Consider the following 21589-nt stretch of genomic DNA (forward strand, 5'->3'; position numbering starts at 1 on the left):
ATGTCGGCAACCAACTCATCCGCGCGCCCGACCCCGCAGAAGAAGACGATGAATATCGGTCAGCTCCTGCTCGAGGGCCGCGCCTTCTTCGCATTGATCGCGATCATCGTCGTGTTCTCGCTGTTGTCGCCCTATTATTTCTCGGTCGCCAACTTCCTGATCATGGCGTCGCATGTGGCGATCTTCGGGCTGCTCGCCATCGGCATGCTGCTCGTCATCCTCAATGGCGGCATCGACCTGTCCGTCGGCTCGACGCTCGGCCTGTCGGGCGTTGTCGCCGGCTACCTCATGCAAGGGGTTACGCTCACCCAGTTCGGCGTGGTGCTCTACCCGCCTGTCTGGGTCGTGGTCATCCTCACCTGCGCGCTCGGCGCCTTCGTCGGCGCCGTCAATGGTGTGCTCATCGCCTATTTCCGCGTTCCCGCCTTCGTGGCGACACTCGGCGTGCTCTATGTCGCGCGGGGCGTGGCGCTGCTGATGACCAATGGCCTGACCTTCAACAATCTCGGCGGACGGCCCGAACTGGGCAATACCGGCTTCGACTGGCTGGGCTTCAACCGGCTGTTCGGCGTGCCGATCGGCGTTCTCGTGCTCGCCCTGCTCGCCATCCTCTGCTTCGTCATGCTCAGCCGTTCGGCCTTCGGCCGCTGGCTCTATGCGTCGGGCGGCAATGAGCGTGCGGCCGAGCTTTCCGGCGTGCCGGTCAAGCGGGTCAAGATCATCGTCTACGTGCTTTCGGGCGTCTGCGCGGCCATTGCCGGCCTCGTCCTCTCGTCGCAGCTGACCTCCGCCGGCCCCACGGCCGGCACGACCTACGAGCTGACGGCAATTGCGGCCGTCGTCATCGGCGGTGCGGCACTGACCGGCGGACGCGGCACGATCGGCGGCACCATGCTCGGCGCCTTCGTCATCGGCTTCCTGTCGGACGGCCTCGTCATCATCGGCGTGTCCTCCTACTGGCAGACCGTCTTTACCGGCGCAGTCATCGTGCTCGCCGTTCTGCTCAACAGCATCCAGTACGGCCGCCGCCCGAAGTAAGGGGGCGACCGACACACGACCTTCTCCGCATCACCGGCCCCTGTCTTTCGAGGAAAGGCAGCGCCGGGCACGGACAAGCACCGCCGGGTGACCGGCATAACCGAACCGCATTTTCAAAACCGGGAGAGAGACCATGATGAAAAACGCAACCCGCCTGCTGATGGCGGCCGCCGCTGCCGCGACCATGTTTGCCAGCACCGCCTATGCCGAGGGCCTGATGACGGTGATCGTCAACGATCCGTCCAACCCCTACTGGCTGACCGAAGGCAATGTCGCCAAGGCCACTGCCGAAAAGCTCGGCTACACCGCGACCGTCGGCGCGCACAAGGGCGACACCAACACCGAAAGCAACCTGATCGACACCGCGATCACCAACAAGTCGGTCGCGATCATTCTCGATCCGGCCAATGCCGACGGCTCCGTCGGTGCGGTGAAGAAGGCCGTTGCCGCCGGCATCCCGGTCATTCTCGTCAATGCCGAGATCAACCAGGAAGGCCTTGCCAAGGCACAGCTCGTTTCCAACAATGCGCAGGGTGCCGCCCTCGGTGCCACCCAGTGGGTGGAAGCCGTCGGCGACAAGGGCAAGTATGTCGAGCTCTTCGGCGCGCCCTCCGACAACAATGCCGCGACCCGCTCCAACGGCTACGAGACGGTGCTGACGCAGTATCCGGACCTCGAAAAGGCCGCTTCCGAAGTGGCCGACTGGGACCGTACCAAGGGCCACGACAAGATGCAGTCCATGCTGCAGGCCAATCCGGATATCAACGGCGTGATCTCGGGCAATGACGAAATGGCGCTCGGCGCCATCGCCGCGCTCAAGGAAGCCGGCAAGATCGCCAACGTCAAGGTCGGCGGCTTCGACGGCTCGCCGGATGCGGTCGCCGCCATCAAGGCCGGCGAACTGCAGTACACCGTGCTTCAGCCCGTTGCCGTCTTCTCGGAAGAAGCCGTGAAGCAGGCCGACAGCTTCATCAAGACGGGCGCGACCGGTGCCAAGTCCGAAAAGCAGCTGTTCGATTGCTTGCTCATCACCAAGGACAATGTCGACAAGTATTCGGCACCCTTCGTTCTCGACAAGTAAGCCTTCGCCACCAGGGAGGGTGCCGCCCGCGGCGCCCTCTTTTTCTTGACAGTCCCTCCCTGCGCCACGTCTTAAGGTCGCATTCTCGTGAACGGATTTCCGTTAGAGGTTTTATGCGCTAGGACGCATGCAGAGCAGCACGGCACTGCGAGGCGAACAGAGGAGGCCAAGGGATGACGAACAAGACAACCGTCGGTCAGTTCATGTCCGAGCTTCCCAGCGACAGCCGCCACGCCCGCCAGATCGTGCGCCGCCAGTTGATTGCCGAAGCCGTGATGGCCGAGGGTTCGATGCGGATCGAGGACCTGACCGACCGTTTCGGCATCAGCCTGATGACGGCGCACCGCGACGTCGACGAACTCGTCAGCCGCGGCCTCTTCCGCAAGACCCGCGGCATCGTGACCGCCGCCCCGACGAGCCTTATCGAATCCAGCGACGTCTACCGCTCGAGCCGTCAGGCACGGGAGAAGGCCGCGATCGCCCAGGCGGCGATGACCTTCATCGAGCCGGGACAGGCGATCTTCTTCGACGACAGCACGACCGTGCTGCAAATGGCCCGTCACCTGCCCGAAAAAGTGCCGTTGACGGTCATCACCAATTCGCTCAACCTCATGAACGATCTCAAGGCGGTGCCGGATGTGACGCTGCTCGGGCTCGGCGGGCAGTTCTACAACTGGTGCAACGCCTTCATGGGGCGCATGACCATCCGCGAGATCGAGAAGCTGAGGGCCGATACCGTCTTCATGTCGATGTCGGCCATTCTGGACGATGTCGCCTTCCACCAGTCGCCGGAGATGGTGGAGACCAAGCGGGCGATGTTCGACAGCGCCGCAATGCGCATTCTTCTCGCCGACCACACGAAATTCGAGCGCCGGGCGCTCTATTCCTTCGCCGCGCTCACCGAATTCGACCTCGTTATCGTGGACGACAATATCGCGCCGGAGCATCTGGAGCGCATGCGCTCCAAGGGCATCAATCTGATGGTCGCGCCAGTGGACCGCCCGAAGACCGGACGATAGGGCCGTCCGCTCAGGCTCTTTTCGGCTCAGGCGCCTTCCGGATTGACGAAGACCAGTTCCATGCGGTCGGCGAGGAAGCGGGTGCGGATCGCCTGCACCGGCCGGTCCTCGAGATCCACATCCACGGCATTGGTGACCAGCACGATCGCATCCCCGGCGCAGGAGAGCGCATCGGCATCGCCCGGCGAAACGCGTTCCGCCGTCAGCCGCGTTTCGCGCCTGCGATAATCGGCAAGGCCGCAACGGCGGAGCGCCTGGGTGATCGAGCCTTCCTGCGCATAGGCCGCGATGATGCCGGGGAAGCGTTCGGCTGAGAAATGCGAGGTGGAGCGGGACAAAGGCACACCGTCCACCACGGCCATATGGTCCAGCCGGTGAAGCGGGGCTCCGAGCGCAAGACCGAGCAGCCGCGCCATGCCCATGTCGGCCGATACCTTCTGCGATCCGACGAGACGGCCCGAGGGCTCCAGCGACTGGCGCATCATATTCTCGGAAAAGCGCGCCCGCGTGCCGATCGGATAGGAGATTCGCGGCTCGAGCGGATTGACGAAGGTGCCGCGCCCCCGCTCCGCCCTGACGATCCCCTCCGCCGCGAGAGCCGCAATGGCGCGGCGCACCGTATGGCGGTTGACGCCGTAGTCGGCCGCAAGATCGGTTTCCGGAGGCAGCCGATCGGTGACGCCAGCTTCCATGATCGAGGCGCGGATGCCATCGGCGACGCGCCGCCAGCGTGAGATGCCGTCATCCTGTCCGTCCAATGTCAGCTCCTTCTCAGCGTATCGCACCGCCGTGTCATAGCGACGTCATGATTTCCAGGTTATAAATCGGATTAAGATTAGTTGTCTACACAAATAGACAAATAGGATCCGAAATGACCAGAGAACATGAGACATCGGGCCGCAAGCGCGCCCTCGACGCCATGGCGTCCATGCCGGCCGATCTGCTTGGCGAACGCTACGGCGCGATCGCGAAGACGGCACCGCAGGCCATCCCCGTGCGCGGGCCCGAGATCGGCGCCGTGATGGTGCGCGGGCGGATCGGCGGCGGCGGGGCTCCGTTCAACCTCGGCGAGACGAGCGTGACGCGGGCGACCGTGAAGCTCGGCAGCGGCGAGGTCGGCCATTCGATCATTCTCGGCCGCGACACCGAAAAGGCCCGCATGGTCGCGCATCTCGATGCGCTGGGGCAGATCACCGCTTGGCAGGCCGTGATCGAGACGGATGTCGTGGCGCCGGCGCTGGCGCTCGACGCCGAGGCGCGCCGGCAGCGCGCGGAAGAAACGGAAGCGACGCGTGTCGACTTCTTCACGCTGGTCCGGGGAGAAGACCGATGAGCCTCACAACCGTCGATGGCGGTTTTGCCGAACCCGTCTTCGGATCGCAGCGCGCTTTTCGCGCCCTGATGGATGCCTTCGCGCGACCGGGCAGCGTTGCCGATCTCTCGGACCTTGCCGTGCCCCCGGCACCGATGTCGCCTGCTGCGGGCGCGATCCTTCTGTCGCTTGCCGATGCGGACACGCCCGTCTTCTTCGAAACGGACATGCTAGACGCGAAGGCTTGGGTCGGCTTCCACACCGGTGCGACGGCAACCACCGATGCGCCATCCGCCCGCTTCGTCCACCTTGCCGATAACAGCGATTGCACCGGCTGGAGCCGCTTTGCGGTGGGCACGGCGGAATATCCGGATCGCTCGGCCACGCTGCTCCTGCCGGTCGCAGACCTTCGTGGAGGTCAACACCTCACTCTCAGCGGACCGGGCATCGAGACCACGACCGATATTGGGCCGCAGGGTCTGCCGGCGTGCTTTGCCGATTTCATGGCCGCCAACCGTGCGGGCTTTCCGCTCGGCTTCGATCTCGTCCTCGTCTCGGGCGACGAGGCGCTGGCCCTGCCCCGCACCACACGCATTCAGGAGGCCTGAGCCATGTATGTAGCCGTCAAAGGCGGGGAAGCCGCCATCGAGAAGGCGCACCGGCTGCTCGCCGACCGCCGCCGCGGCGACCGCTCCGTTCCCGCTCTATCGCTCGAACAGATCGCCGGCCAGCTCTCGCTCGCGGTGGACCGGGTCATGGCCGAGGGATCGCTCTACGATCCCGAGCTTGCCGCCATGGCCGTGCGCCAGTCGCGCGGCGACATGATCGAGGCGATCTTCCTCATCCGCGCCTATCGCACGACGCTGCCGCGCTTCGGCGCGACGCGGCCGGTGGAGACGGCGGCAATGCGGATCGAACGGCGTGTGTCTGCCACCTACAAGGACATTCCCGGCGGACAGCTGCTCGGGTCGACCTTCGACTACACCCACCGCCTGATCGACCCCGCTATGGCCGGCGATCATCCCGTCGAGCCCGGCGCGCGGCGGGCGGTTGCCGAAGACGCGGCCTACCCCCGCGTGACGGACATCCTTAACGGCGAAGGCCTGATCGAGCCGGATATCGCCTCCGACGCCGAGCCCGGCGACCTCACCCGCGACCCGACCGGCTTTCCCGCAGGCCGCGACCTCCGGCTGCAGGCGCTGGCACGCGGCGACGAAGGTTTCCTTCTGTCGCTCGGCTATTCGACCCAGCGCGGCTACGGGCGCACACACCCGTTCGTCGGCGAAGTGCGCATCGGTCTCGTCGATCTGGAGATCGACCTGCCGGAACTCGGCTTTGCCGTCAATATCGGCGCGATTCGCGTCACCGAATGCCAGATGGTGTCGCAGTTCAAGGGCGGCGGGCAGGATGGTCCGCGCTTCACCCGCGGCTACGGTCTCGTCTTCGGCCAGTCGGAACGCAAGGCCATGTCGATGAGCCTTGTCGATCGGGCGCTACGCGCGGACGAGTTCGACGAGAACCGCGCGGCACCGGCGCAGGACGAGGAGTTCGTCCTCTCCCACTGCGACAATGTCGAGGCCACCGGCTTTGTCGAGCATCTGAAACTGCCGCATTACGTGGACTTCCAGGCCGAACTCGACCTGCTGCGCATGCTGCGGCGGGAGCACGCGGCGGAAAAGACCGCCGAGACGGACCGACAGGAGGCCGCGGAATGAGCTTGCCCGCTTACAACTTCGCCTATCTGGACGAACAGACCAAGTGCATGATCCGCCGCGCGATCCTCAAGGGCATTGCCATTCCCGGCTATCAGGTGCCGTTCGCCTCCCGCGAGATGCCGATGCCCTATGGCTGGGGCACGGGCGGCGTGCAGGTGACGGCCGCCATTCTCGGGCCCGACGACGTTCTGAAGGTGATCGACCAGGGGGCCGACGACACGACCAACGCCGTCTCGATCCGCGCCTTCTTCGCCAAGACCGCCAATGTGGCGACGACCACGAAGACGGCGGAGGCGACGATCATCCAGACCCGCCACCGCATTCCGGAAGAACGGCTGCAGGCGCACCAGACGATCGTCTTCCAGGTGCCGATCCCCGAGCCGCTGCGCTTTCTCGAGCCGCGCGAAACCGAGACGCGGGTGATGCACGGGCTGGAGGAATACGGTCTCGTGCATGTGAAGCTCTACGAGGACATCGCCCAGCACGGCCACATCGCCACCACCTATGCCTATCCGGTGAAGGTCGAGGGTCGCTATGTCATGGATCCCTCGCCCATTCCGAAATTCGACAATCCGAAGCTCGATCGCTCCCCCGCCTTGCAGCTCTTCGGCGCCGGCCGCGAGAAGCGCATCTATGCGCTGCCGCCGTTCACACAGGTCACGAGCCTCGATTTCGAGGATCATCCCTTCACGGTGCAGACCTTCAGCCGCCCCTGCGCGCTCTGTAACGCGACGGGCGTCTACATGGACGAGGTGGTGACCGACGACCGGGGCGGGCGGATGTTCGTCTGCTCCGACACCGACCATTGCGAGACGCGGCAAGCGGACGGCCACACGGGTCCGGGCCTGCCGCAGCTCGGGGAACACGCATCGAGCGAGCAGGAGACCACGCGATGACCGATCCCATCCTCTCCGTCCGCGGGCTCGAAAAGCGCTACGGCGCCTTTATCGGCTGCACCGACGTCTCCTTCGACGTCTGGCCGGGCGAGGTCGTCGCCATCGTCGGCGAGTCCGGCTCCGGCAAGACGACGCTGCTCAACTGCATCTCCGGCCGGCTGGAGCGCTCGGCCGGCGAGATCCGCTACAGAATGCGCGACGGGCGTTTTCCCGATCTTGGCCATCTCTCGGAAGCCGAACGCCGCTTCCTGATGCGCACCGACTGGGGCTTCGTGCACCAGAACCCGGCTGACGGGTTGCGCATGCGCGTTTCGGCCGGCGCCAATGTCGGCGAGCGGCTGATGGCCGTCGGCGAGCGCCATTATGGCGACATCCGCCGCACGGCCGGCGACTGGCTGTCGCGCGTGGAGATCGCCGCCGAGCGGATCGACGACCAGCCGATCGCCTTCTCCGGCGGCATGCGCCAGCGCCTGCAGATCGCCCGCAACCTCGTCACCCATCCCCGGCTGATCTTCATGGACGAGCCGACCGGGGGCCTCGACGTCTCCGTGCAGGCGCGTGTGCTCGATCTTCTGCGCGGGCTCGTCACCGATCTGTCGCTCGCCGTCGTCATCGTCACCCACGATCTGGCCGTCGCGCGGCTTCTCTCGCAGCGCATGATCGTCATGAAGGGCGGGCATATCGTCGAGGCCGGGCTGACGGATCGGGTGCTGGACGATCCGCGCCATGCCTATACCCAGCTTCTCGTCGCCTCCATTCCCGAATCCTGAGCCCCAAAATCCTGAGCCGGAGTCCGCCGATGACCCTCTCTTCCATCCCGCCGACCCACAAAGCCATGTCGGAAGGCGCGCTGCTCAGCGTGCGCGATGTCGCCAAATCCTTCGTCATGCACCTGCGCGATGGCGTCGTGCTGCCTGTGGTCGCCAATGTCCGCTTCGATCTCTTCCCCGGCGAATGCGTCGTTCTCGGCGGCCCCTCGGGCGTCGGCAAGTCGTCCATCCTGCGGATGGTCTATGGCAACTACGCCATCGATGAGGGCTCCGTTCTGGTGCGGGCCCCTGAAAGCGGCGAGGTTCGCGATCTCGGTGCAGGCGATCCGCGGCTTGTTCTGGCCATTCGGCATAACGGCATCGGCTATGTCAGCCAGTTCCTGCGCGCCGTGCCGCGCGTCTCCGCGGTCGAGATCGTCGCCGAACCCCTCGTTTCACGCGGTATCGACCGCACGGAGGCAACCGCGCGCGCCCGGGACATGCTCTCCCGGCTCAACCTGCCGGAAACTCTGCACGGGCTTCCCCCCGCCACCTTCTCGGGCGGCGAGAAGCAGCGCGTCAACATCGCCCGCGGCTTCATCACCGATCATCCCGTCCTCCTCCTCGATGAGCCGACCGCCTCGCTCGATGCGGAGAACCGGGACGTGGTAACCGCGATGATCGGCGAGAAGCTTGCACGCGGCACCGCCATTCTCGGCATCTTCCACGACCAGCCGGTGCGCGAAGCCGTGGCGACCCGCACCATCGACGTTTCCGCGTTTTCCGCCCGAAAGGCTGCGTGATGGCCAAGCTTTCCGAATTTAATCCCACCATCCACGAGACGGCGAGGGTGACCGACTGCCGCCTTGGCCGCTATGTCGAGATCGCCGAGAGATCGCGCCTCGGCGAGGTCGAACTCGACGACTACTCCTATGTCATGGAGGATTGCGCGCTCTGGTGCGCGACCGTCGGCAAGTTCGTCAATATCGCTTCGATGGTGCGGCTCAACGCCACCAACCACCCGATGGACCGCGCCAGCCTGCATCATTTCACCTACAGGGCCGGCGACTATTTCGACGGGGCCGGGGACGAGGCTGACTTCTTTGCCGCGCGGCGGGCCCGGCGCGTCACCATCGGCCACGATGTCTGGATCGGCCACGGCGCGACGGTTCTGCCGGGCGTGACGGTGGGCAATGGCGCCGTCGTCGGCGCGGGCGCCGTGGTGTCGCACGATGTGGCGCCCTACACGATCGTCGGCGGCGTGCCGGCCCGGCTGATCCGCGACCGCTTTTCGAGCGCAACGGCCGAGGCTATGGAGCGGCTCGCCTGGTGGGACTGGCCGCATGACAGACTGTTCGCGGCGCTCGAGGATTTCCGCACGTTGACGGGCGAAGCGTTCGTCGAGCGCTACGGCGCCTAATGTCAGCGGTTGACGCAAAAGTTTCATGCAACCGTCACGCAACCATCATCGCTTGCCGCTCACAGTCCTTGGACGTGCAGCCGGCATGAGGTCGGCTTTCGCGCCGCTGTCCGGGATACCATCATGACCGAGATTACCCCCATCGCGCTGTCCGTGACCAACCTTTCCAAACGCTATGGCGAAACGCGGGCGCTGAACGGTGTCAGCCTGATGCTGGAGCAGGGCGAGATGGTGGCGCTGATCGGCGCGTCCGGTTCCGGCAAGAGCACGCTCATCCGCCACATTGCCGGCCTCGAGATCGGCGATGGCGATAGCGGGCGCGTGGAGATCCTCGGCGCGGTGTCGCAGGCCGGCGGCCGGATGAACCGGGAAGCGGCGCGCGGCCGCGTCGCCGTGATCTTCCAGCAGTTCAACCTCGTCGGGCGGCTTTCCGTGCTGACCAATGTGCTGATCGGCCATCTCGGCCGCATACCGCGCTGGCGGGGCACGCTCGGCCTGTTCAACCGACACGAGAAGGACAAGGCGCAGGCGGCGCTCGCCCGTGTCGGCATTCCGCAAGTGGCCGCACAGCGCGCCTCGACGCTTTCGGGCGGCCAGCAGCAGCGGGCAGCCATCGCCCGCACGCTCGTGCAGGAAGCGCGCATCCTGATTGCCGACGAGCCGATCTCGGCGCTCGATCCGTCGGCCGCCCGCCGGGTGATGGACGTGCTGGCCGCCATCTCCCGCGAAGACGCCATCACCGTGCTCGTATCGCTCCATCAGGTCGAATATGCGCGGCGCTATTGCCGCCGCACCATCGCCATGCGCGACGGCGCCATCGTCTATGACGGCCCGTCCACCGCCCTTTCCAACGATTTCCTCGCCGAACTCTACGGAGCGGCATCGGAAGAACTCGTCCTGCCGGATGCTGCCCCGAGCGGCCCGGCCGACCCCATGGCGCCATCCGGCGTCGAGCTTCACACACGTCAGACGGCGCTTGCCACCGTCTGATCGCACGATAACTGCCAACCGGAGACCACCATGAACGCGATCTTCAAGAGCATTGCGGCGCTTTCGCTCGCCGCCTCCCTGAGCCAGCAGGCGCTGGCCGCTGAGACCATCAACTTCGGCATCATCTCGACCGAGTCCCAGCAGAACCTGAAGACGGCCTGGGAGCCGCTTCTGGCCGACCTCAAGACCAAGACCGGTCTCGATGTGAAGCCCTTCTTCGCCTCGGACTATGCCGGCATCATCGAAGGCATGCGCTTCAACAAGGTGCAGGTTGCCTGGTACGGCAACAAGTCGGCCATGGAAGCCGTCGACCGCGCCGATGGCGAAGTCTTCGTGCAGAGCGTCGCCAAGAACGGCGATCCGGGCTACTGGTCGGTCGTCATCGTTCCCAAAGACAGCCCGATCCAGACGATCGACGAGCTGCTGACCTGCGACAAGTCCAAGAGCTTCGGCCTTGGCGATCCGAACTCCACCTCCGGCTATCTCGTGCCCATGACCTTCGTGTTCGGCGCCCGCGGCATCGACCCGAAGGATTGCTTCAAGACGGTGACCAACGCCAACCACGAGACCAATGCCATGGCGGTTGCCATGAAACAGGTCGATGCGGCGGCCAACAACACCGAGAACATGGCGCTGATCCAGCAAAACAAGCCGGATGCCTTTGCCAATATCCGCGAAATCTGGCGCTCGCCGCTGATCCCGTCCGACCCGATCGTCTGGCGCAAGGACCTGCCGGAAGAGGCCAAGACCAAGCTGCGCGACTTCTTCCTCGCCTACGGCACCGCCAACTCCACGGGCGACGTCGCACATGAGAAGGAGGTTCTCGCCGGCCTGAAATGGGCGCCGTTCAAGGCCTCGACCGACAAGCAGCTCCTGCCGATCCGTGTGATGGAACTGTCGAAGTCGATCGCCAAGATCGAAGCCGACGCCTCGCTGTCGGCTGACGCCAAGGCCGAAAAGGTCAAGCCGCTGACCGAGCAGAAGGCGAAGTTCGAAGCCGAACTCGGCACGGCATCCAACGGCTGATGCAGAGAGCCGGAGCGGGCGGCATCGCCCGCTCCGGGTTCCTTATCGTTTCTCACTGCCCGATCTGCCCGATCCATCAAGGACGACGCCCATGACCGACGTCATCGCCTCTACAGGCGCAACCCATGCCCGCCCGATGACCAGCCCCGCTGTCGTAAAGCCTGCGCGGAGCGGCATGCGCAGCTGGCTTGTCGCGCTCGTCTTGGTGGGCGCGCTTGCCGCCAGCTGGGGACCGGCCGAAATCGGGCGTTGGACCTATCTCTTTTCGGACGCCGGCAACATGGCGACCTATGCCCAGGATTTCCTGAAGCCCGATTTCAAGGAGTGGGCTTCCTATCTCCGCGAGATGATCGTCACGATCCAGATCGCGCTCTGGGGCACCTTCCTCGCCGTGCTTCTCTCCATTCCCTTCGGCATTCTCTCCGCCCACAACATGGCGCCCTGGTGGGTGCTGCACCCCGTTCGTCGGCTGATGGACCTGTTCCGGGCGATCCACGAGATCGTCTTTGCCGTGCTGTTCGTGGTGGCCGTCGGCCTTGGGCCATTCGCCGGCGTCATGGCGCTGTTCGTGCACACGACGGGTATTCTGGCCAAACTTTTCTCCGAGGCCGTCGAGGCGATCGATCCGCGGCCGGTCGAGGCGATCCGCACCACCGGCGCCTCCCGGCTGCAGCAGGTCATCTTCGGCGTCATCCCGCAGGTCCTGCCGCTCTGGATCTCCTTCTCGCTCTATCGCCTCGAATCCAACATCCGCTCCGCCACCGTGCTCGGACTCATCGGTGCGGGCGGCATCGGGCAGATCCTGTTCGAGAGCATTCGAGGCTTCTACTATCCGCAGGCCTCCGCTATCCTCCTCATCATCGTCGCAACCGTGACATTGATGGACATCCTCTCCCAGCAACTGCGCAAGCTCGTCATATAAGGCGGCCCTCCCGCCCATTTTCACCTCTCACCTGAAAAGCCGCAGCCCCGCGCTGCGGAACGGCAGACCATGACCCGCGAACAGATCCTCACCCACTGCGCCATCATCCTCCCCACCGAGATCGTGACGGGCACCGTCGTCGTGCGCGACGGCGTGATCGCCGACATCTCCCCGGGGACGACAGCACAGGGCACGGACATGCAAGGCGATTACCTGATGCCGGGCTGCGTCGAGCTGCACACCGACCATCTGGAAACCCACATCCAGCCGCGGCCGAAGGTCCGCTGGAACCTTGCCGCGGCGCTTCAGGCGCATGACGGACAGATCGCCACCGCCGGCATCACAACCGTGTTCGACGCGCTTCGGGTCGGGCTGGATGGCGATACGGATCTCGGGACCGGGGATATGGCCGACATGGCGGCAACCATCTCCGCTGCGACGGCGGCGAACCGCCTGCGGGCCGAGCACTTCATCCACCTGCGCTGCGAAGTCTCCATGCCCGATGTGGTCGAGCAGTTCGATGCGATGAAGCGCAACGATCGGGTGCGGCTGGCATCCCTGATGGACCATGCGCCTGGGCAGCGCCAGTTCGTGAGCCTCGAGGCCTACCGGATCTATTATCAGGGCAAGAAGAAGATTTCGGATGCGGATTTCGAGGCGTTCAGCGCCCGGCGCATCGCCCAGTCGGTGGAGAATGCCGACCGCAACCGCCTGGCCCTTGCAAAACGCTGCCGCGAGGCCGGCATTCCCATGGCCTCGCATGACGATGCGACAGCCGCCCATGTGCGCGAGAGCGTCGATCTCGGCATTGCGCTCGCCGAATTCCCGACCACGATCGAGGCTGCGACACTTTCCAAGGCGTCAGACCTGCAGGTGCTGATGGGTGCGCCGAACGTCGTCCGGGGCGGGTCGCATTCCGGCAACGTCTCGGCGCTTGATCTTCTGGAGCGCGATGCGCTCGACATTCTCTCGTCGGATTATGTCCCGTTCAGCCTGCTGCAGGCCGCATTCTCGCTGGCCGAGCGCGGGCAGACGGATCTGCCGCATGCGGTGCGCATGATCACCGCCAATCCGGCGCGGGCCGCAGGCCTTGCCGATCGCGGCCGGATCGAGATCGGCCTTCGGGCCGATCTTGTTCGCGTGCGGGCCGAAGCCGGGGCGCCTCCTCTGGTGGCCGGCGTCTGGCGGGCCGGCGAACGCGTCGCCTGACGCCCCGCCAGCTTTAGACCTCAGGCGGCCGGCTGCTTCGTCTTGCGCAGGTAGGGCAGCACCGTGTCGAAGCTGCCGAAGCGGGCGATCGCGTCCTCGTTGGAAACGGCAGCGGTGATGATGACGTCCTCGCCCTGCTTCCAGTTGGCGGGCGTTGCCACCTGATGCTTGGCGGTCAGCTGGATCGAGTCGATCGCGCGCAAGATTTCGTCGAAGTTGCGACCGGTCGTCATGGGATAGGTGAGGATCAGCTTGATCTTCTTGTCCGGCCCAACCACGAAGACCGAGCGAACCGTGGCGTTGTCGGCGGGCGTGCGGCCTTCCGAGCTTTCGCCGGCACCGGCCGGCAGCATGTCGTAGAGCTTGGCGACGGCGAGGTCCTTGTCGCCGATCAGCGGGTATTCGACCTCGAAGCCGGTGGCCGTGCGGATGTCGTTCTTCCAGCGCTCATGGCTCTCAACCGGATCGACAGAGATGCCGATGACCTTAACGCCGCGCTTGGCGAACTCGTCCTGAAGGCCGGCCATGGCGCCGAGTTCCGTCGTGCAGACGGGCGTGAAATTCTTCGGATGCGAGAACAGGACGCCCCAGCCGCTGCCGATCCAGTCATGGAACGAGATCGTTCCCTGGCTGGTTTCCGCGGTAAAATCCGGGGCGATATCGTTGATGCGCAGGCTCATGGATCGGTCCTCTTTTCAGCTTGCCGGAAAGTGGCATCATCGCGGCTCCGGTTCAAGGCTGCGCCGGTCGGCGCGCCATAGAGCCGGCCATCAATTTTTCTCCACGGACCGCCGGAAAAACGAATGCAATGCCTTGACGGACGACCCGCGGTCCATTGCAGGGCGGCCGGCTCTCAAGGGCCGTTGACCAGCGCCAGAATAAGCGTGTGGACCGCACCGCCCTCGGTGAACTCCGCTTGATCGAAGGCGCGGTCGAGATCGCGCCGTTCATCCGAGATCGCACCGAGGCGGCGGTTCATTTCCGTCTTGATCTTCGTGCAGCCGGGATCGTCAGCCTGCCGGAGCCCAATGGTCGCCGTCTCGATCTTTGTCACGAGGTCGCGGACATAGTGTCCATGCACAGCCTCGTGCCGGCGAACGCCGTCGATGAAGGTCGTCCAGCTGGCGCGGACGGGCGCCGACAGCTTGCCCATCGGCTTCGGCAGGGTGGTGATAATGGTCAGCCGTGGGATCGCCGTTGCGAGAAGGCAGTCATTGCCCTGCCTCTGATAATCCCGCCGCCAGGTCAGCTTGAAACGCGTATGGGCAACGACGCGGTTTGCGCCGAGGAGCGGCCCGCGCTCGCCGATCGATGCGTAGAGTTCCGCACCCGTCTTGCCCGAGATCGCATAGGTCTCGACCGTCTCCGTCGCCTTCACCTCGGCGGTCGCCGACAACGGCATGGCAAGCGTCATGATCGCTGCCGTGAAACCCCACATCGTCTTTACCAGCGTCACCATCATCCGCCCTTGCTTGCGGGCCGGACCCTAGGCGGAATGGCAGTGCGTTGCAATTCGCCTCGGGCGTCAGACCCGCACGGTGCTCGCATAGATCAGAATGCCCAGATACAGCAGGAAGGCGCCAATGGCGAAAGCTGCGATGAAGATGACGATGCCTTTGCCGGCTTTCGCCTTGCGCGCTGTCTGTTCCGGCGAGTCGGCCGAGGGGGCGATATAGGGTTCGCGACTTCGATCCCCGGTCAAGACGCTCTCCCCCGTTCGAGCGTCGTCTCGCGGCGATCCCGACGACCGGACGAGGCCATCGCGGCATTGCGCCGCCGGCTGCGCAGCGTCCAGACGCCCACGGCCCCGCAGACGATCACGAGCACGACCGCCATGACGATCAGGGATGTCAAATTCTCAGGCATATCGACCTCACGCTCGGCGCGCCGGGCGCGCCTTTAATGCGCCTGTCGCGGCAGAACCGGCGACAGGGGGAGCCGGCGCGGCCGCGACAGGCATGCCGGCACGAGGCCGGATGAAAGGATGGCAGGGTGTCCCGCGCATCGACTGTCGGGGATCGAACCAGTCGGGACGCCAAAGGTTCCGCAATCGGAGACGCGAAAGCCCGCGCATGTCATGCGCCGTATGCCGGCACCGCCGATATCAACGGATGATCGCGGGTGCCACGTCTTCCTTATCGTTCTCATCGATCAGCCGCGCCCCACGCTGGCGGGTCAGGTATCGCCAGATCCACTGGACGGTCACCAGCATCCGTTTTTCGAAGTTGACGAGAAGATAGACGTGGACGATCGCCCAGAGGATCCAGGCGAAATAGCCCTTCAGCGTCCAGCGGCCGAAATCGAAGATCGCGGCATTGCGGCCGATGACCGCCGTGTTGCCGCGGTTGGCGAAGTGAAACGGCTTGGCCGTCTCGATCGCACCGGGCTTGGCCAGAAGCTTGCCGAGATAACGGCCCTGCTGTTTTGCCACCTGGGCCAGGGCCGGCAGCGGCGCACCGTTCTTGTCCGGCTGGAACGAGGTATCGCCCAGCGAAAAGATATCCTTGAAGCCTTCGACACGAAGCTTGGCATCGACCGGGATGCGGCCACTCGCCTTGCCCTCGATGCCGAGCCAACGGAAGGCCGGCGATGCCTTGACGCCCGCCCCCCAGACAACGCTGCCGGCGGGAACCATATGTCCGGCAATGACAGCACCTTCCGCGGTGATATCCGACACCTGCGCGCCCAGACGCACCTCGACGCCCATCTTTTCGAGATGGCGGACGGCATAGGCCTGCAGGTGTTCCGGAAAAGCGGCGAGGATGCGCGGGCCGGCCTCCACCAGGATGACCCTGAGATCGCTTGCCGGAATGGAACGGAAGTCGCGGTGCGCCATGGAGCGGCCGAGTTCGGAAATGGCACCCGCCATCTCGACGCCGGTCGGCCCGCCTCCGACGACGATGCTGGTGAGCAGAGCCTTCCGCTCCGCCGGATCCTTCGTCCGCTCGGCCTTTTCGAACGACAGAAGCAGGCGGTGACGGATGCGACGAGCTTCGTGAAGGGTCTTCAGGCCGGGCGCGAAGTGCTGCCATTCGTCATGGCCGAAGTAATTATAGTCCGAGCCGGTGGCGATCACCAACTGGTCGTAAAAGACCGTGCCGCCATCCTTGAGCTTCACCTGCTTCGTCTCGACGTCGATGCCACCGGCCTCGGCCAGCATGATGTGGACGTTGCGGTAGCGCCCGAGCGTCCGGCGGATCGGCTCTGCGATATCGGCTGGAGACAGCGCCGCGGTTGCGACCTGATAGAGCAGCGGCTGGAACAGATTGTGGTTGCGGCGGTCGATGACGATCACGTCGACATCCGTGTCTCCAAGCGCGCCGGCACAGGCAAGACCGCCGAAGCCGGCTCCGATGATGACGACACGGCGGCGTGGGTTTGTGACGACGGGGTCTGCAGGTTCCAGATCATTCATCACCGTGAGCTCCTTGCAGATTATTCAGAGACGTCCATGCGCAGTCCTGCACATGAAGCATGAACGGGGTGTGTAAAACAAGAAGAACAGGCTGAGGGATGCAAACCGCTTTGGGTCCCTCATGGGCGGAATCATGATGCTGCCGTCTATTGAAAAATCGTCCGTCGGCCGGAACCAAGCATGGGTCACATACTTCCTCAAGCAGATCGCAGGCCGTGTCAGGCGGACGCGATGGGGATGAAGAACATAGGGATTTTTCCGCTTTCTTCCTATGGCCAACGAAACGGCAGACGAGCTTCCCACCCATCCGGCCAGCGATCGCCTCACCGCAACATGCGACGACGCTACCGCGGAAAAGCGGCGTGTTTCGGTCCGGGGAGGCCGCTCAACGAGCAGCCTCGTCCTGCTGGGCTTCCCGCTGCTGACGAAGCCGTTTCAAGCGTTCCGTTTTCTCACGGGCATCCTTCAGCTGCGTGTCGATGATGGCCTGGGCCACCACCTTGGTTTCATCGATATTCCCGAGCGCCGGCCCCGCTTTCGGACGACGCTTCTTCTTCTCTTCGATCATAGAGGGTCTCCGTCTTTATCAAGACGAGCGTTTTCCCCCTCGATACGCGTCGCGTCATTCAACTATTTTAATGCGGGCTCCACCTCATGGAATTAGACAATTTTCATCCGCTTGAAGGCGCAGGCGCAAATACGCGTGTAGCTTGAGGACAGGCCTCCATCAGGAACAAATATCGGACGAACGCGTTTGCAGGCGAACCCGTTCGTAAAGGAACCACCATGCTCAAATGGGCCCTGATCTTCTTCGTCGTTTCCCTCATCACCGGCTTTCTGGGCTTCTCGGGCGTTTCCGCTGCGACAGCAACGATCGCGCGCGTGCTGTTTGCCATCGCCGTCGTCGTCTTCCTGATCTTCGTGGTCCTCGCCTTCATGGCAGGTAGCGCCGTTCTCTAAACCTTGGCGCTGACGCCGGGTCGGCTGGAAATTGAACCTTCTGGCCGGCAGTTCGTTTGATGACCACAGTTTTCCAAGAAAGAGACCTTCATGGACGTCGTTCGCATTCTGCTCGCCATTCTCGTGCCGCCCGTCGGCGTGTTTCTTCAGGTCGGTATCGGCCTGCACTTCTGGCTGAACATCCTGCTCACGATCTTCGGGTACATCCCCGGCATTATCCACGCCATCTGGGTTATCCTGAAGAAGTAAGACCGGCGCCCGATCTCCCCCGATCTAAGCGACAAAAACGCATCCGCGATGGAACCATTTCCGTCGCGGATTGTTTGCTATTCGCCAGTCGAAGGGGACAGATCGTGAGCGAGCATATCGATGTTGCCAAAGTGGAAAACAGCCCATTGCGCCGGGTGCGCAGTGTGGACGATTTCTGTCGGCGATATCGGCTTGGCGATGACGAAAAGATTCGCCTGACGCGGCTCTTCGGGCAGTTCGCGACGGAGCAGGAATTGCTGACGAACGCCACACGGGCGCCGGTTTTCCGTTAGACGCTGCCCCTGCCGGCAAGCCAATCCAACAGACCTGACGCCGCAAACCGGCCTGTTGCGAGACAGGCTGTCAGCAGATATCCGCCGGTTGGCGCTTCCCAATCCACCATTTCGCCCGCGACGAAAACGCCGGGCATCTGCCGGATCATTCCAGCAGCGTCGATCGCGGCCAGCGGGATGCCGCCGGCAGACGAGATCGCCTCCGCGATCGGCCTTTGGCGATCCAGGGGAATACGCAGCATTTTCAAGGCTGAAGCGAGATCATTTGCTGGCAACCGATCTGCATCGCGAACGATTTCCCGCAGCAATGCCAGCTTCACGCCGTCGATTCTTGCGGCCTTGCGCAGACGATTGCTGAAGCTCGCCTTGCGGGGTGCTGCCTCTAGCGCCGATGTCAAAGCCTCCAGCGAGCGGCCCGGCAGAAGATCGAGACCGAAGTCTGCCTGCCCCTCCGCCTCCAGCCTGTCCCGCAGCGCTGCCGACTGGGTATAGACGAGGCTTCCCTCGATCCCGTGACGCGTGATGACGAACTCGCCTTGTGTGCGGCCACCCTCCGACGTCGCCACGACCGACTTCACCGGGGCCCCTGCAAACCGCGTCGCAAAATCCTCGCTCCAGGCAACATCGAAGCCGCAATTGGCTGGACGGAACGGCGCAACGGCAATCCCCCTCGCCTCCAGCATCGGCACCCACCGCGCGTCGGACCCGAGCCGCGGCCAGCTTGCTCCGCCCAGAGCCAGCACGGTCGCATCGCTGGCGATGGTCCGGATACCCTCCGGCGTTTCGAACACGAGCTGCTCGTTATCACCACCCTCGCCGAAGCCGATCCAGCGCCAGCGGGTCTGGATGGCGACACCGCGCGTCTCCAGTCGCTGGCGCCATGCGCGCAGCAGGGGCGATGCCTTCATGGCTTTGGGAAACACGCGTCCGGACGAGCCGACGAAGGTCTCAACGCCCAAACCCTCTGCCCAGCGCCGCACGTCATCCGGGGCGAAGGCATCGAGGGCTGGCCGCAGGCTGGCATTGGCTGCGCCGAAGCGGTTCGCGAAACTGTCATAGGGCTCGGCATGCGTCAGGTTGAGGCCCGACTTGCCGGCAAGCAGGAACTTCCGGCCGATCGTCGGCATGGCGTCATAGACCGTGACGCGATGATGCGTTTCCGACAGGACTTCGGCAGCCGCCAGTCCCGCCGGTCCGCCGCCGATGATCACGATCGTCTTTGCTATGGTGTCCGCTGTCGTCATGGTTCGTTTCATGCGGCAAAGGCTACGTGTGTGCAAGACGAGGGTGCAAGAGGGTGATCACGCCGCGGTCACAAACGCACCTCTCACGCCGCAGCCGGTTGCTTCCGGCCAAGCCTGACGTCTATGGTCGCCCATCGATATCCGAACCGCGCGTGCCCCACATCCATGTTTCTCGTCTCCAAGATCTTCTGGCTGCTTGCCCAGCCCTTGTCGCTTGCCTTCGCGCTCGTGCTCTCCGGCTTCATCTCCGTCGTCGCCGGCTATCAGCGGCTCGGGCTCCTTCTGTCGGGCTTCGCAGCACTCCTCCTCTTCGTGGCCCTGTTCACAACGACGGGCAGCGTGCTCCTTCAGCGGCTGGAAGACCGGTTTCCGCGTCCGCCAGCCCTCCCCGCCGATCTCTCCTGCATGATCATCCTCGGCGGCGCTTTCGAGAACGAGGTGATGGCATCGCGCGGCGGGATCGAGTTCAACCAGGCGGCCGACCGTTTCGTCGAGGCGCTGCGCATCGCTCGCCTCGTGCCCACGGCGCGCATCCTCGTGTCGGGCGGCGACGGCTCGCTCAGCGGCACCTATGAGGGCGATGCCGATGCCGCCGAGCGGTTCTTTCCCCTCTTCGGCGTGCCCGTCGAGCGCCTGATCCGCGAGGACGCCTCACGCACGACCTTCGAGAACGCCGCGAACACGCAGGCGATCCTGTCACAGAACGGATTGTCGAACTGCCTGCTGATCACCTCGGCCTTCCACATGCCGCGCGCCATCGGGCTTTTCCGCAAGCTCGGGATCGCCGTCACGCCCTGGCCGACGGATTACCGGACGACCGGCAAGGCGCGCCCCGGCTTCGACTTCAGCCAGCCGGCGCTGAACGCGCAGCTGACGACGACGGCGGTGCGCGAGTGGATCGGCCTTGCCGCCTATTCCTTCTCGGGTCGCACCTCCGCCCTCTTCCCCTCGGTGGAAAGCCCATGAGCGTTCTCGATCTTCTCGATTATGCCGGCGTCGCCGTCTTCGCCGCCACCGGCGCGCTGTCGGCCTCGCGCAAACAGCTCGATATCATCGGCTACATCTTCCTCGCCTCCATCACCGGCATCGGCGGGGGCACGCTGCGGGATGTCATTCTGGGGGCGACGCCGGTCTTTTGGGTCAAGAACCCGCTCTACCTCGTCATCTGCGCGAGCGTCGGCGTCATCCTGTTCCTCTCCTCGCACCGGCTCGATTCGCGCTATCGTGCGCTCGTCTGGCTCGATGCGATCGGGCTGTCCGCCTATTGCGTCATGGGGGCCGCCAAGGGCCTTTCGGCCACGGGTTCGCCCGTCGTCGCCCTGGTCACGGGCATGCTGACGGCCACCTTCGGCGGCATCCTGCGCGATCTTCTCGCGGGGGAACCTTCGGTGCTCCTGCGTCCGGAAATCTATGTGACGGCGGCGCTGACCGGCTCGGCCGTCTTCACGCTCGCGACACTTGCGGGCCTGCCGCTGATCGCCGCATCCGCACTCGGCATCGTCTGCGCCTTCATCGTGCGGGGCGGGGCGCTCAAATTCGGCTGGACGCTGCCCACGGGCAAGGCTGGCCCGGGCCGGAACCCGGACGACGTTCTCTGACGATGAGACGATACATCAGCGCTGCTTCGGCTTCAGCCGGATCACCACGTCGACATGGGAAATCTCCATGCCTTCGGGCGGCTCGGGAAGATTGCCGATGGTGATGTTGTTAACAGGGATGTCGAGCACCTCGTTTGCACCTTCCACGAAGAAGTGGTGGTGATCGGAGACGTTGGTGTCGAAATAGGTCCGTGCGCCCTCAACCGAGAGAACGCGGATCATGCCGGCCTCGGTAAACTGGTGAAGCGTGTTGTAAACGGTCGCCAGCGACACGGGCACGCCAACGGTCACGGCTTCCTCGTGCAGCTCCTCCACCGTCAGGTGACGGTCGCCCTTTGCAAACAGGAGATCGGCCAGCGCCATGCGCTGACGCGTCGGCCTGAGGCCGAAGCGGCGCAAACGGTCGTCGGGCCTCATCTCTGTTTCCATCGTCATGCAGACTTGTCCAGGCGG

General features: G+C 64.5%; 28 protein-coding genes. 19 read left to right on the top strand and 9 right to left on the bottom strand.

Annotated elements, in window-relative coordinates; all coding sequences use genetic code 11:
* From G8E10_RS02740 to G8E10_RS02750, 3 genes are all read left to right on the top strand, one after another.
* Complete coding sequence (locus tag G8E10_RS02740; RefSeq protein WP_110733138.1) at positions 1-1038, top strand: ABC transporter permease; 1038 nt, start codon at positions 1-3, stop codon at positions 1036-1038.
* Positions 1039-1171: 133 nt separating this feature from the next.
* A complete protein-coding gene (locus G8E10_RS02745) occupies positions 1172-2119 on the top strand; it encodes a D-ribose ABC transporter substrate-binding protein (protein ID WP_110800384.1) in 948 nt (315 codons plus the stop codon).
* A 173-nt stretch (positions 2120-2292) separates the two neighbouring features.
* On the top strand, positions 2293-3138 hold the full coding sequence (locus G8E10_RS02750) for a DeoR/GlpR family DNA-binding transcription regulator (protein ID WP_167126624.1): 846 nt from the start codon (positions 2293-2295) through the stop codon (positions 3136-3138).
* A 26-nt stretch (positions 3139-3164) separates the two neighbouring features.
* Here the strand turns inward: G8E10_RS02750 and phnF are convergent, their stop codons facing one another.
* Positions 3165-3896 (bottom strand): phosphonate metabolism transcriptional regulator PhnF, encoded by a 732-nt coding sequence (phnF, locus tag G8E10_RS02755; protein ID WP_281517372.1) that lies wholly within the window; start codon positions 3894-3896, stop codon positions 3165-3167.
* Positions 3897-4009: 113 nt separating this feature from the next.
* Between phnF and phnG the strand changes: the two genes are divergently transcribed.
* The 11 genes from phnG to G8E10_RS02810 all read left to right on the top strand — a co-directional run bounded on the left by phnG (position 4010) and on the right by G8E10_RS02810 (position 13377).
* Positions 4010-4471, top strand: a complete 462-nt coding sequence (phnG, locus tag G8E10_RS02760; protein WP_167126627.1) for a phosphonate C-P lyase system protein PhnG — start codon at positions 4010-4012, stop codon at positions 4469-4471.
* A complete protein-coding gene (gene phnH / locus G8E10_RS02765) occupies positions 4468-5058 on the top strand; it encodes a phosphonate C-P lyase system protein PhnH (RefSeq protein ID WP_167126630.1) in 591 nt (196 codons plus the stop codon). Before phnG ends, phnH begins: the two co-directional genes overlap by 4 nt.
* A gap of 3 nt (positions 5059-5061) precedes the next feature.
* Positions 5062-6165 carry a carbon-phosphorus lyase complex subunit gene (locus G8E10_RS02770; protein WP_167126633.1) on the top strand — a complete coding sequence of 368 codons (1104 nt, stop codon included), beginning with the start codon at positions 5062-5064 and terminating at the stop codon, positions 6163-6165.
* On the top strand, positions 6162-7061 hold the full coding sequence (locus G8E10_RS02775) for an alpha-D-ribose 1-methylphosphonate 5-phosphate C-P-lyase PhnJ (protein WP_167126637.1): 900 nt from the start codon (positions 6162-6164) through the stop codon (positions 7059-7061). Before G8E10_RS02770 ends, G8E10_RS02775 begins: the two co-directional genes overlap by 4 nt.
* The gene (gene phnK, locus G8E10_RS02780; protein ID WP_167126640.1) at positions 7058-7831 is read left to right on the top strand and encodes a phosphonate C-P lyase system protein PhnK; all 774 of its coding nucleotides are present in this window, start codon (positions 7058-7060) and stop codon (positions 7829-7831) included. The genes G8E10_RS02775 and phnK overlap by 4 nt, the downstream gene beginning before the upstream one ends.
* A 29-nt stretch (positions 7832-7860) precedes the next feature.
* On the top strand, positions 7861-8613 hold the full coding sequence (phnL, locus tag G8E10_RS02785; protein ID WP_245507111.1) for a phosphonate C-P lyase system protein PhnL: 753 nt from the start codon (positions 7861-7863) through the stop codon (positions 8611-8613).
* Entirely contained in the window at positions 8613-9230 is a 618-nt protein-coding gene (locus tag G8E10_RS02790) for a DapH/DapD/GlmU-related protein (protein WP_167126643.1), read from the top strand. The genes phnL and G8E10_RS02790 overlap by 1 nt, the downstream gene beginning before the upstream one ends.
* Before the next feature lie 123 nt (positions 9231-9353).
* On the top strand, positions 9354-10220 hold the full coding sequence (phnC, locus tag G8E10_RS02795; RefSeq protein ID WP_167126646.1) for a phosphonate ABC transporter ATP-binding protein: 867 nt from the start codon (positions 9354-9356) through the stop codon (positions 10218-10220).
* Between the two features lie 30 nt (positions 10221-10250).
* On the top strand, positions 10251-11246 hold the full coding sequence (gene phnD, locus G8E10_RS02800) for a phosphonate ABC transporter substrate-binding protein (RefSeq protein WP_132664255.1): 996 nt from the start codon (positions 10251-10253) through the stop codon (positions 11244-11246).
* 91 nt (positions 11247-11337) lie between these two features.
* Complete coding sequence (phnE, locus tag G8E10_RS02805; protein ID WP_245417023.1) at positions 11338-12168, top strand: phosphonate ABC transporter, permease protein PhnE; 831 nt, start codon at positions 11338-11340, stop codon at positions 12166-12168.
* Between the two features lie 69 nt (positions 12169-12237).
* Positions 12238-13377: an alpha-D-ribose 1-methylphosphonate 5-triphosphate diphosphatase gene (locus G8E10_RS02810; protein ID WP_167126649.1), complete on the top strand. Its 1140-nt coding sequence runs from the start codon at positions 12238-12240 to the stop codon at positions 13375-13377.
* 20 nt (positions 13378-13397) lie between these two features.
* On the opposite strand, the gene G8E10_RS02815 is transcribed toward G8E10_RS02810, so the two are convergent.
* The 6 genes from G8E10_RS02815 to G8E10_RS02840 all read right to left on the bottom strand — a co-directional run bounded on the left by G8E10_RS02815 (position 13398) and on the right by G8E10_RS02840 (position 17360).
* Entirely contained in the window at positions 13398-14057 is a 660-nt protein-coding gene (locus G8E10_RS02815; RefSeq protein WP_167126652.1) for a peroxiredoxin, read from the bottom strand.
* Positions 14058-14230: 173 nt separating this feature from the next.
* Positions 14231-14836 carry a DUF922 domain-containing Zn-dependent protease gene (locus G8E10_RS02820; protein WP_281517373.1) on the bottom strand — a complete coding sequence of 202 codons (606 nt, stop codon included), beginning with the start codon at positions 14834-14836 and terminating at the stop codon, positions 14231-14233.
* Between the two features lie 66 nt (positions 14837-14902).
* A complete protein-coding gene (locus G8E10_RS02825; RefSeq protein WP_167126657.1) occupies positions 14903-15079 on the bottom strand; it encodes a hypothetical protein in 177 nt (58 codons plus the stop codon).
* On the bottom strand, positions 15076-15243 hold the full coding sequence (locus tag G8E10_RS02830) for a hypothetical protein (RefSeq protein ID WP_167126660.1): 168 nt from the start codon (positions 15241-15243) through the stop codon (positions 15076-15078). The genes G8E10_RS02825 and G8E10_RS02830 overlap by 4 nt, the downstream gene beginning before the upstream one ends.
* 238 nt (positions 15244-15481) lie before the next feature.
* Positions 15482-16792 carry an NAD(P)/FAD-dependent oxidoreductase gene (locus G8E10_RS02835; protein ID WP_167126663.1) on the bottom strand — a complete coding sequence of 437 codons (1311 nt, stop codon included), beginning with the start codon at positions 16790-16792 and terminating at the stop codon, positions 15482-15484.
* A 385-nt stretch (positions 16793-17177) separates the two neighbouring features.
* Positions 17178-17360 carry a hypothetical protein gene (locus G8E10_RS02840; protein WP_132664259.1) on the bottom strand — a complete coding sequence of 61 codons (183 nt, stop codon included), beginning with the start codon at positions 17358-17360 and terminating at the stop codon, positions 17178-17180.
* A 218-nt stretch (positions 17361-17578) separates the two neighbouring features.
* On the opposite strand from G8E10_RS02840, the gene G8E10_RS02845 reads away from it, so the two are divergent.
* The 3 genes from G8E10_RS02845 to G8E10_RS02855 all read left to right on the top strand — a co-directional run bounded on the left by G8E10_RS02845 (position 17579) and on the right by G8E10_RS02855 (position 18294).
* Entirely contained in the window at positions 17579-17752 is a 174-nt protein-coding gene (locus G8E10_RS02845) for a DUF1328 domain-containing protein (RefSeq protein WP_110800399.1), read from the top strand.
* A gap of 90 nt (positions 17753-17842) precedes the next feature.
* Positions 17843-18001 carry a YqaE/Pmp3 family membrane protein gene (locus tag G8E10_RS02850; protein ID WP_092935907.1) on the top strand — a complete coding sequence of 53 codons (159 nt, stop codon included), beginning with the start codon at positions 17843-17845 and terminating at the stop codon, positions 17999-18001.
* A gap of 104 nt (positions 18002-18105) precedes the next feature.
* A complete protein-coding gene (locus G8E10_RS02855) occupies positions 18106-18294 on the top strand; it encodes a hypothetical protein (RefSeq protein ID WP_092931494.1) in 189 nt (62 codons plus the stop codon).
* Here G8E10_RS02855 and G8E10_RS02860 read toward each other — a convergent pair.
* Complete coding sequence (locus G8E10_RS02860) at positions 18291-19538, bottom strand: TIGR03862 family flavoprotein (protein ID WP_167126666.1); 1248 nt, start codon at positions 19536-19538, stop codon at positions 18291-18293. The two genes, G8E10_RS02855 and G8E10_RS02860, sit on opposite strands and share 4 nt — an antisense overlap.
* A gap of 165 nt (positions 19539-19703) precedes the next feature.
* Here G8E10_RS02860 and G8E10_RS02865 point away from each other — a divergent pair, with 165 nt between their 5' ends.
* Together G8E10_RS02865 and G8E10_RS02870 are read left to right on the top strand one after the other, a co-directional pair.
* Entirely contained in the window at positions 19704-20504 is an 801-nt protein-coding gene (locus G8E10_RS02865; protein WP_167126670.1) for a YdcF family protein, read from the top strand.
* Positions 20501-21136 carry a trimeric intracellular cation channel family protein gene (locus G8E10_RS02870; protein WP_110800402.1) on the top strand — a complete coding sequence of 212 codons (636 nt, stop codon included), beginning with the start codon at positions 20501-20503 and terminating at the stop codon, positions 21134-21136. Before G8E10_RS02865 ends, G8E10_RS02870 begins: the two co-directional genes overlap by 4 nt.
* A 15-nt stretch (positions 21137-21151) precedes the next feature.
* Here the strand turns inward: G8E10_RS02870 and irrA are convergent, their stop codons facing one another.
* Positions 21152-21571 carry an iron response transcriptional regulator IrrA gene (irrA, locus tag G8E10_RS02875; RefSeq protein ID WP_092931486.1) on the bottom strand — a complete coding sequence of 140 codons (420 nt, stop codon included), beginning with the start codon at positions 21569-21571 and terminating at the stop codon, positions 21152-21154.
* Positions 21572-21589: the final 18 nt, after the last annotated feature.

Origin of the sequence: Ferranicluibacter rubi, assembly GCF_011603255.1 — a bacterium.
Taxonomy (GTDB): Bacteria; Pseudomonadota; Alphaproteobacteria; order Rhizobiales; family Rhizobiaceae; genus Ferranicluibacter; species Ferranicluibacter rubi.

Excerpts from the sequence above, each read along its gene's own strand:
- G8E10_RS02740 (WP_110733138.1), top strand. The coding sequence starts at position 1 with ATGTCGGCAACCAACTCATCCGCGCGCCCGACCCCGCAGAAGAAGACG.
- G8E10_RS02745 (WP_110800384.1), top strand. The coding sequence starts at position 1,172 with ATGATGAAAAACGCAACCCGCCTGCTGATGGCGGCCGCCGCTGCCGCG.
- G8E10_RS02750 (WP_167126624.1), top strand. The coding sequence starts at position 2,293 with ATGACGAACAAGACAACCGTCGGTCAGTTCATGTCCGAGCTTCCCAGC.
- phnG (WP_167126627.1), top strand. The coding sequence starts at position 4,010 with ATGACCAGAGAACATGAGACATCGGGCCGCAAGCGCGCCCTCGACGCC.
- phnH (WP_167126630.1), top strand. The coding sequence starts at position 4,468 with ATGAGCCTCACAACCGTCGATGGCGGTTTTGCCGAACCCGTCTTCGGA.
- G8E10_RS02770 (WP_167126633.1), top strand. The coding sequence starts at position 5,062 with ATGTATGTAGCCGTCAAAGGCGGGGAAGCCGCCATCGAGAAGGCGCAC.
- G8E10_RS02775 (WP_167126637.1), top strand. The coding sequence starts at position 6,162 with ATGAGCTTGCCCGCTTACAACTTCGCCTATCTGGACGAACAGACCAAG.
- phnK (WP_167126640.1), top strand. The coding sequence starts at position 7,058 with ATGACCGATCCCATCCTCTCCGTCCGCGGGCTCGAAAAGCGCTACGGC.
- phnL (WP_245507111.1), top strand. The coding sequence starts at position 7,861 with ATGACCCTCTCTTCCATCCCGCCGACCCACAAAGCCATGTCGGAAGGC.
- G8E10_RS02790 (WP_167126643.1), top strand. The coding sequence starts at position 8,613 with ATGGCCAAGCTTTCCGAATTTAATCCCACCATCCACGAGACGGCGAGG.
- phnC (WP_167126646.1), top strand. The coding sequence starts at position 9,354 with ATGACCGAGATTACCCCCATCGCGCTGTCCGTGACCAACCTTTCCAAA.
- phnD (WP_132664255.1), top strand. The coding sequence starts at position 10,251 with ATGAACGCGATCTTCAAGAGCATTGCGGCGCTTTCGCTCGCCGCCTCC.
- phnE (WP_245417023.1), top strand. The coding sequence starts at position 11,338 with ATGACCGACGTCATCGCCTCTACAGGCGCAACCCATGCCCGCCCGATG.
- G8E10_RS02810 (WP_167126649.1), top strand. The coding sequence starts at position 12,238 with ATGACCCGCGAACAGATCCTCACCCACTGCGCCATCATCCTCCCCACC.
- G8E10_RS02815 (WP_167126652.1), bottom strand. The coding sequence starts at position 14,057 with ATGAGCCTGCGCATCAACGATATCGCCCCGGATTTTACCGCGGAAACC.
- G8E10_RS02820 (WP_281517373.1), bottom strand. The coding sequence starts at position 14,836 with ATGGTGACGCTGGTAAAGACGATGTGGGGTTTCACGGCAGCGATCATG.
- G8E10_RS02830 (WP_167126660.1), bottom strand. The coding sequence starts at position 15,243 with ATGCCTGAGAATTTGACATCCCTGATCGTCATGGCGGTCGTGCTCGTG.
- G8E10_RS02835 (WP_167126663.1), bottom strand. The coding sequence starts at position 16,792 with ATGAATGATCTGGAACCTGCAGACCCCGTCGTCACAAACCCACGCCGC.
- G8E10_RS02840 (WP_132664259.1), bottom strand. The coding sequence starts at position 17,360 with ATGATCGAAGAGAAGAAGAAGCGTCGTCCGAAAGCGGGGCCGGCGCTC.
- G8E10_RS02845 (WP_110800399.1), top strand. The coding sequence starts at position 17,579 with ATGCTCAAATGGGCCCTGATCTTCTTCGTCGTTTCCCTCATCACCGGC.
- G8E10_RS02850 (WP_092935907.1), top strand. The coding sequence starts at position 17,843 with ATGGACGTCGTTCGCATTCTGCTCGCCATTCTCGTGCCGCCCGTCGGC.
- G8E10_RS02860 (WP_167126666.1), bottom strand. The coding sequence starts at position 19,538 with ATGACGACAGCGGACACCATAGCAAAGACGATCGTGATCATCGGCGGC.
- G8E10_RS02865 (WP_167126670.1), top strand. The coding sequence starts at position 19,704 with ATGTTTCTCGTCTCCAAGATCTTCTGGCTGCTTGCCCAGCCCTTGTCG.
- G8E10_RS02870 (WP_110800402.1), top strand. The coding sequence starts at position 20,501 with ATGAGCGTTCTCGATCTTCTCGATTATGCCGGCGTCGCCGTCTTCGCC.
- irrA (WP_092931486.1), bottom strand. The coding sequence starts at position 21,571 with ATGACGATGGAAACAGAGATGAGGCCCGACGACCGTTTGCGCCGCTTC.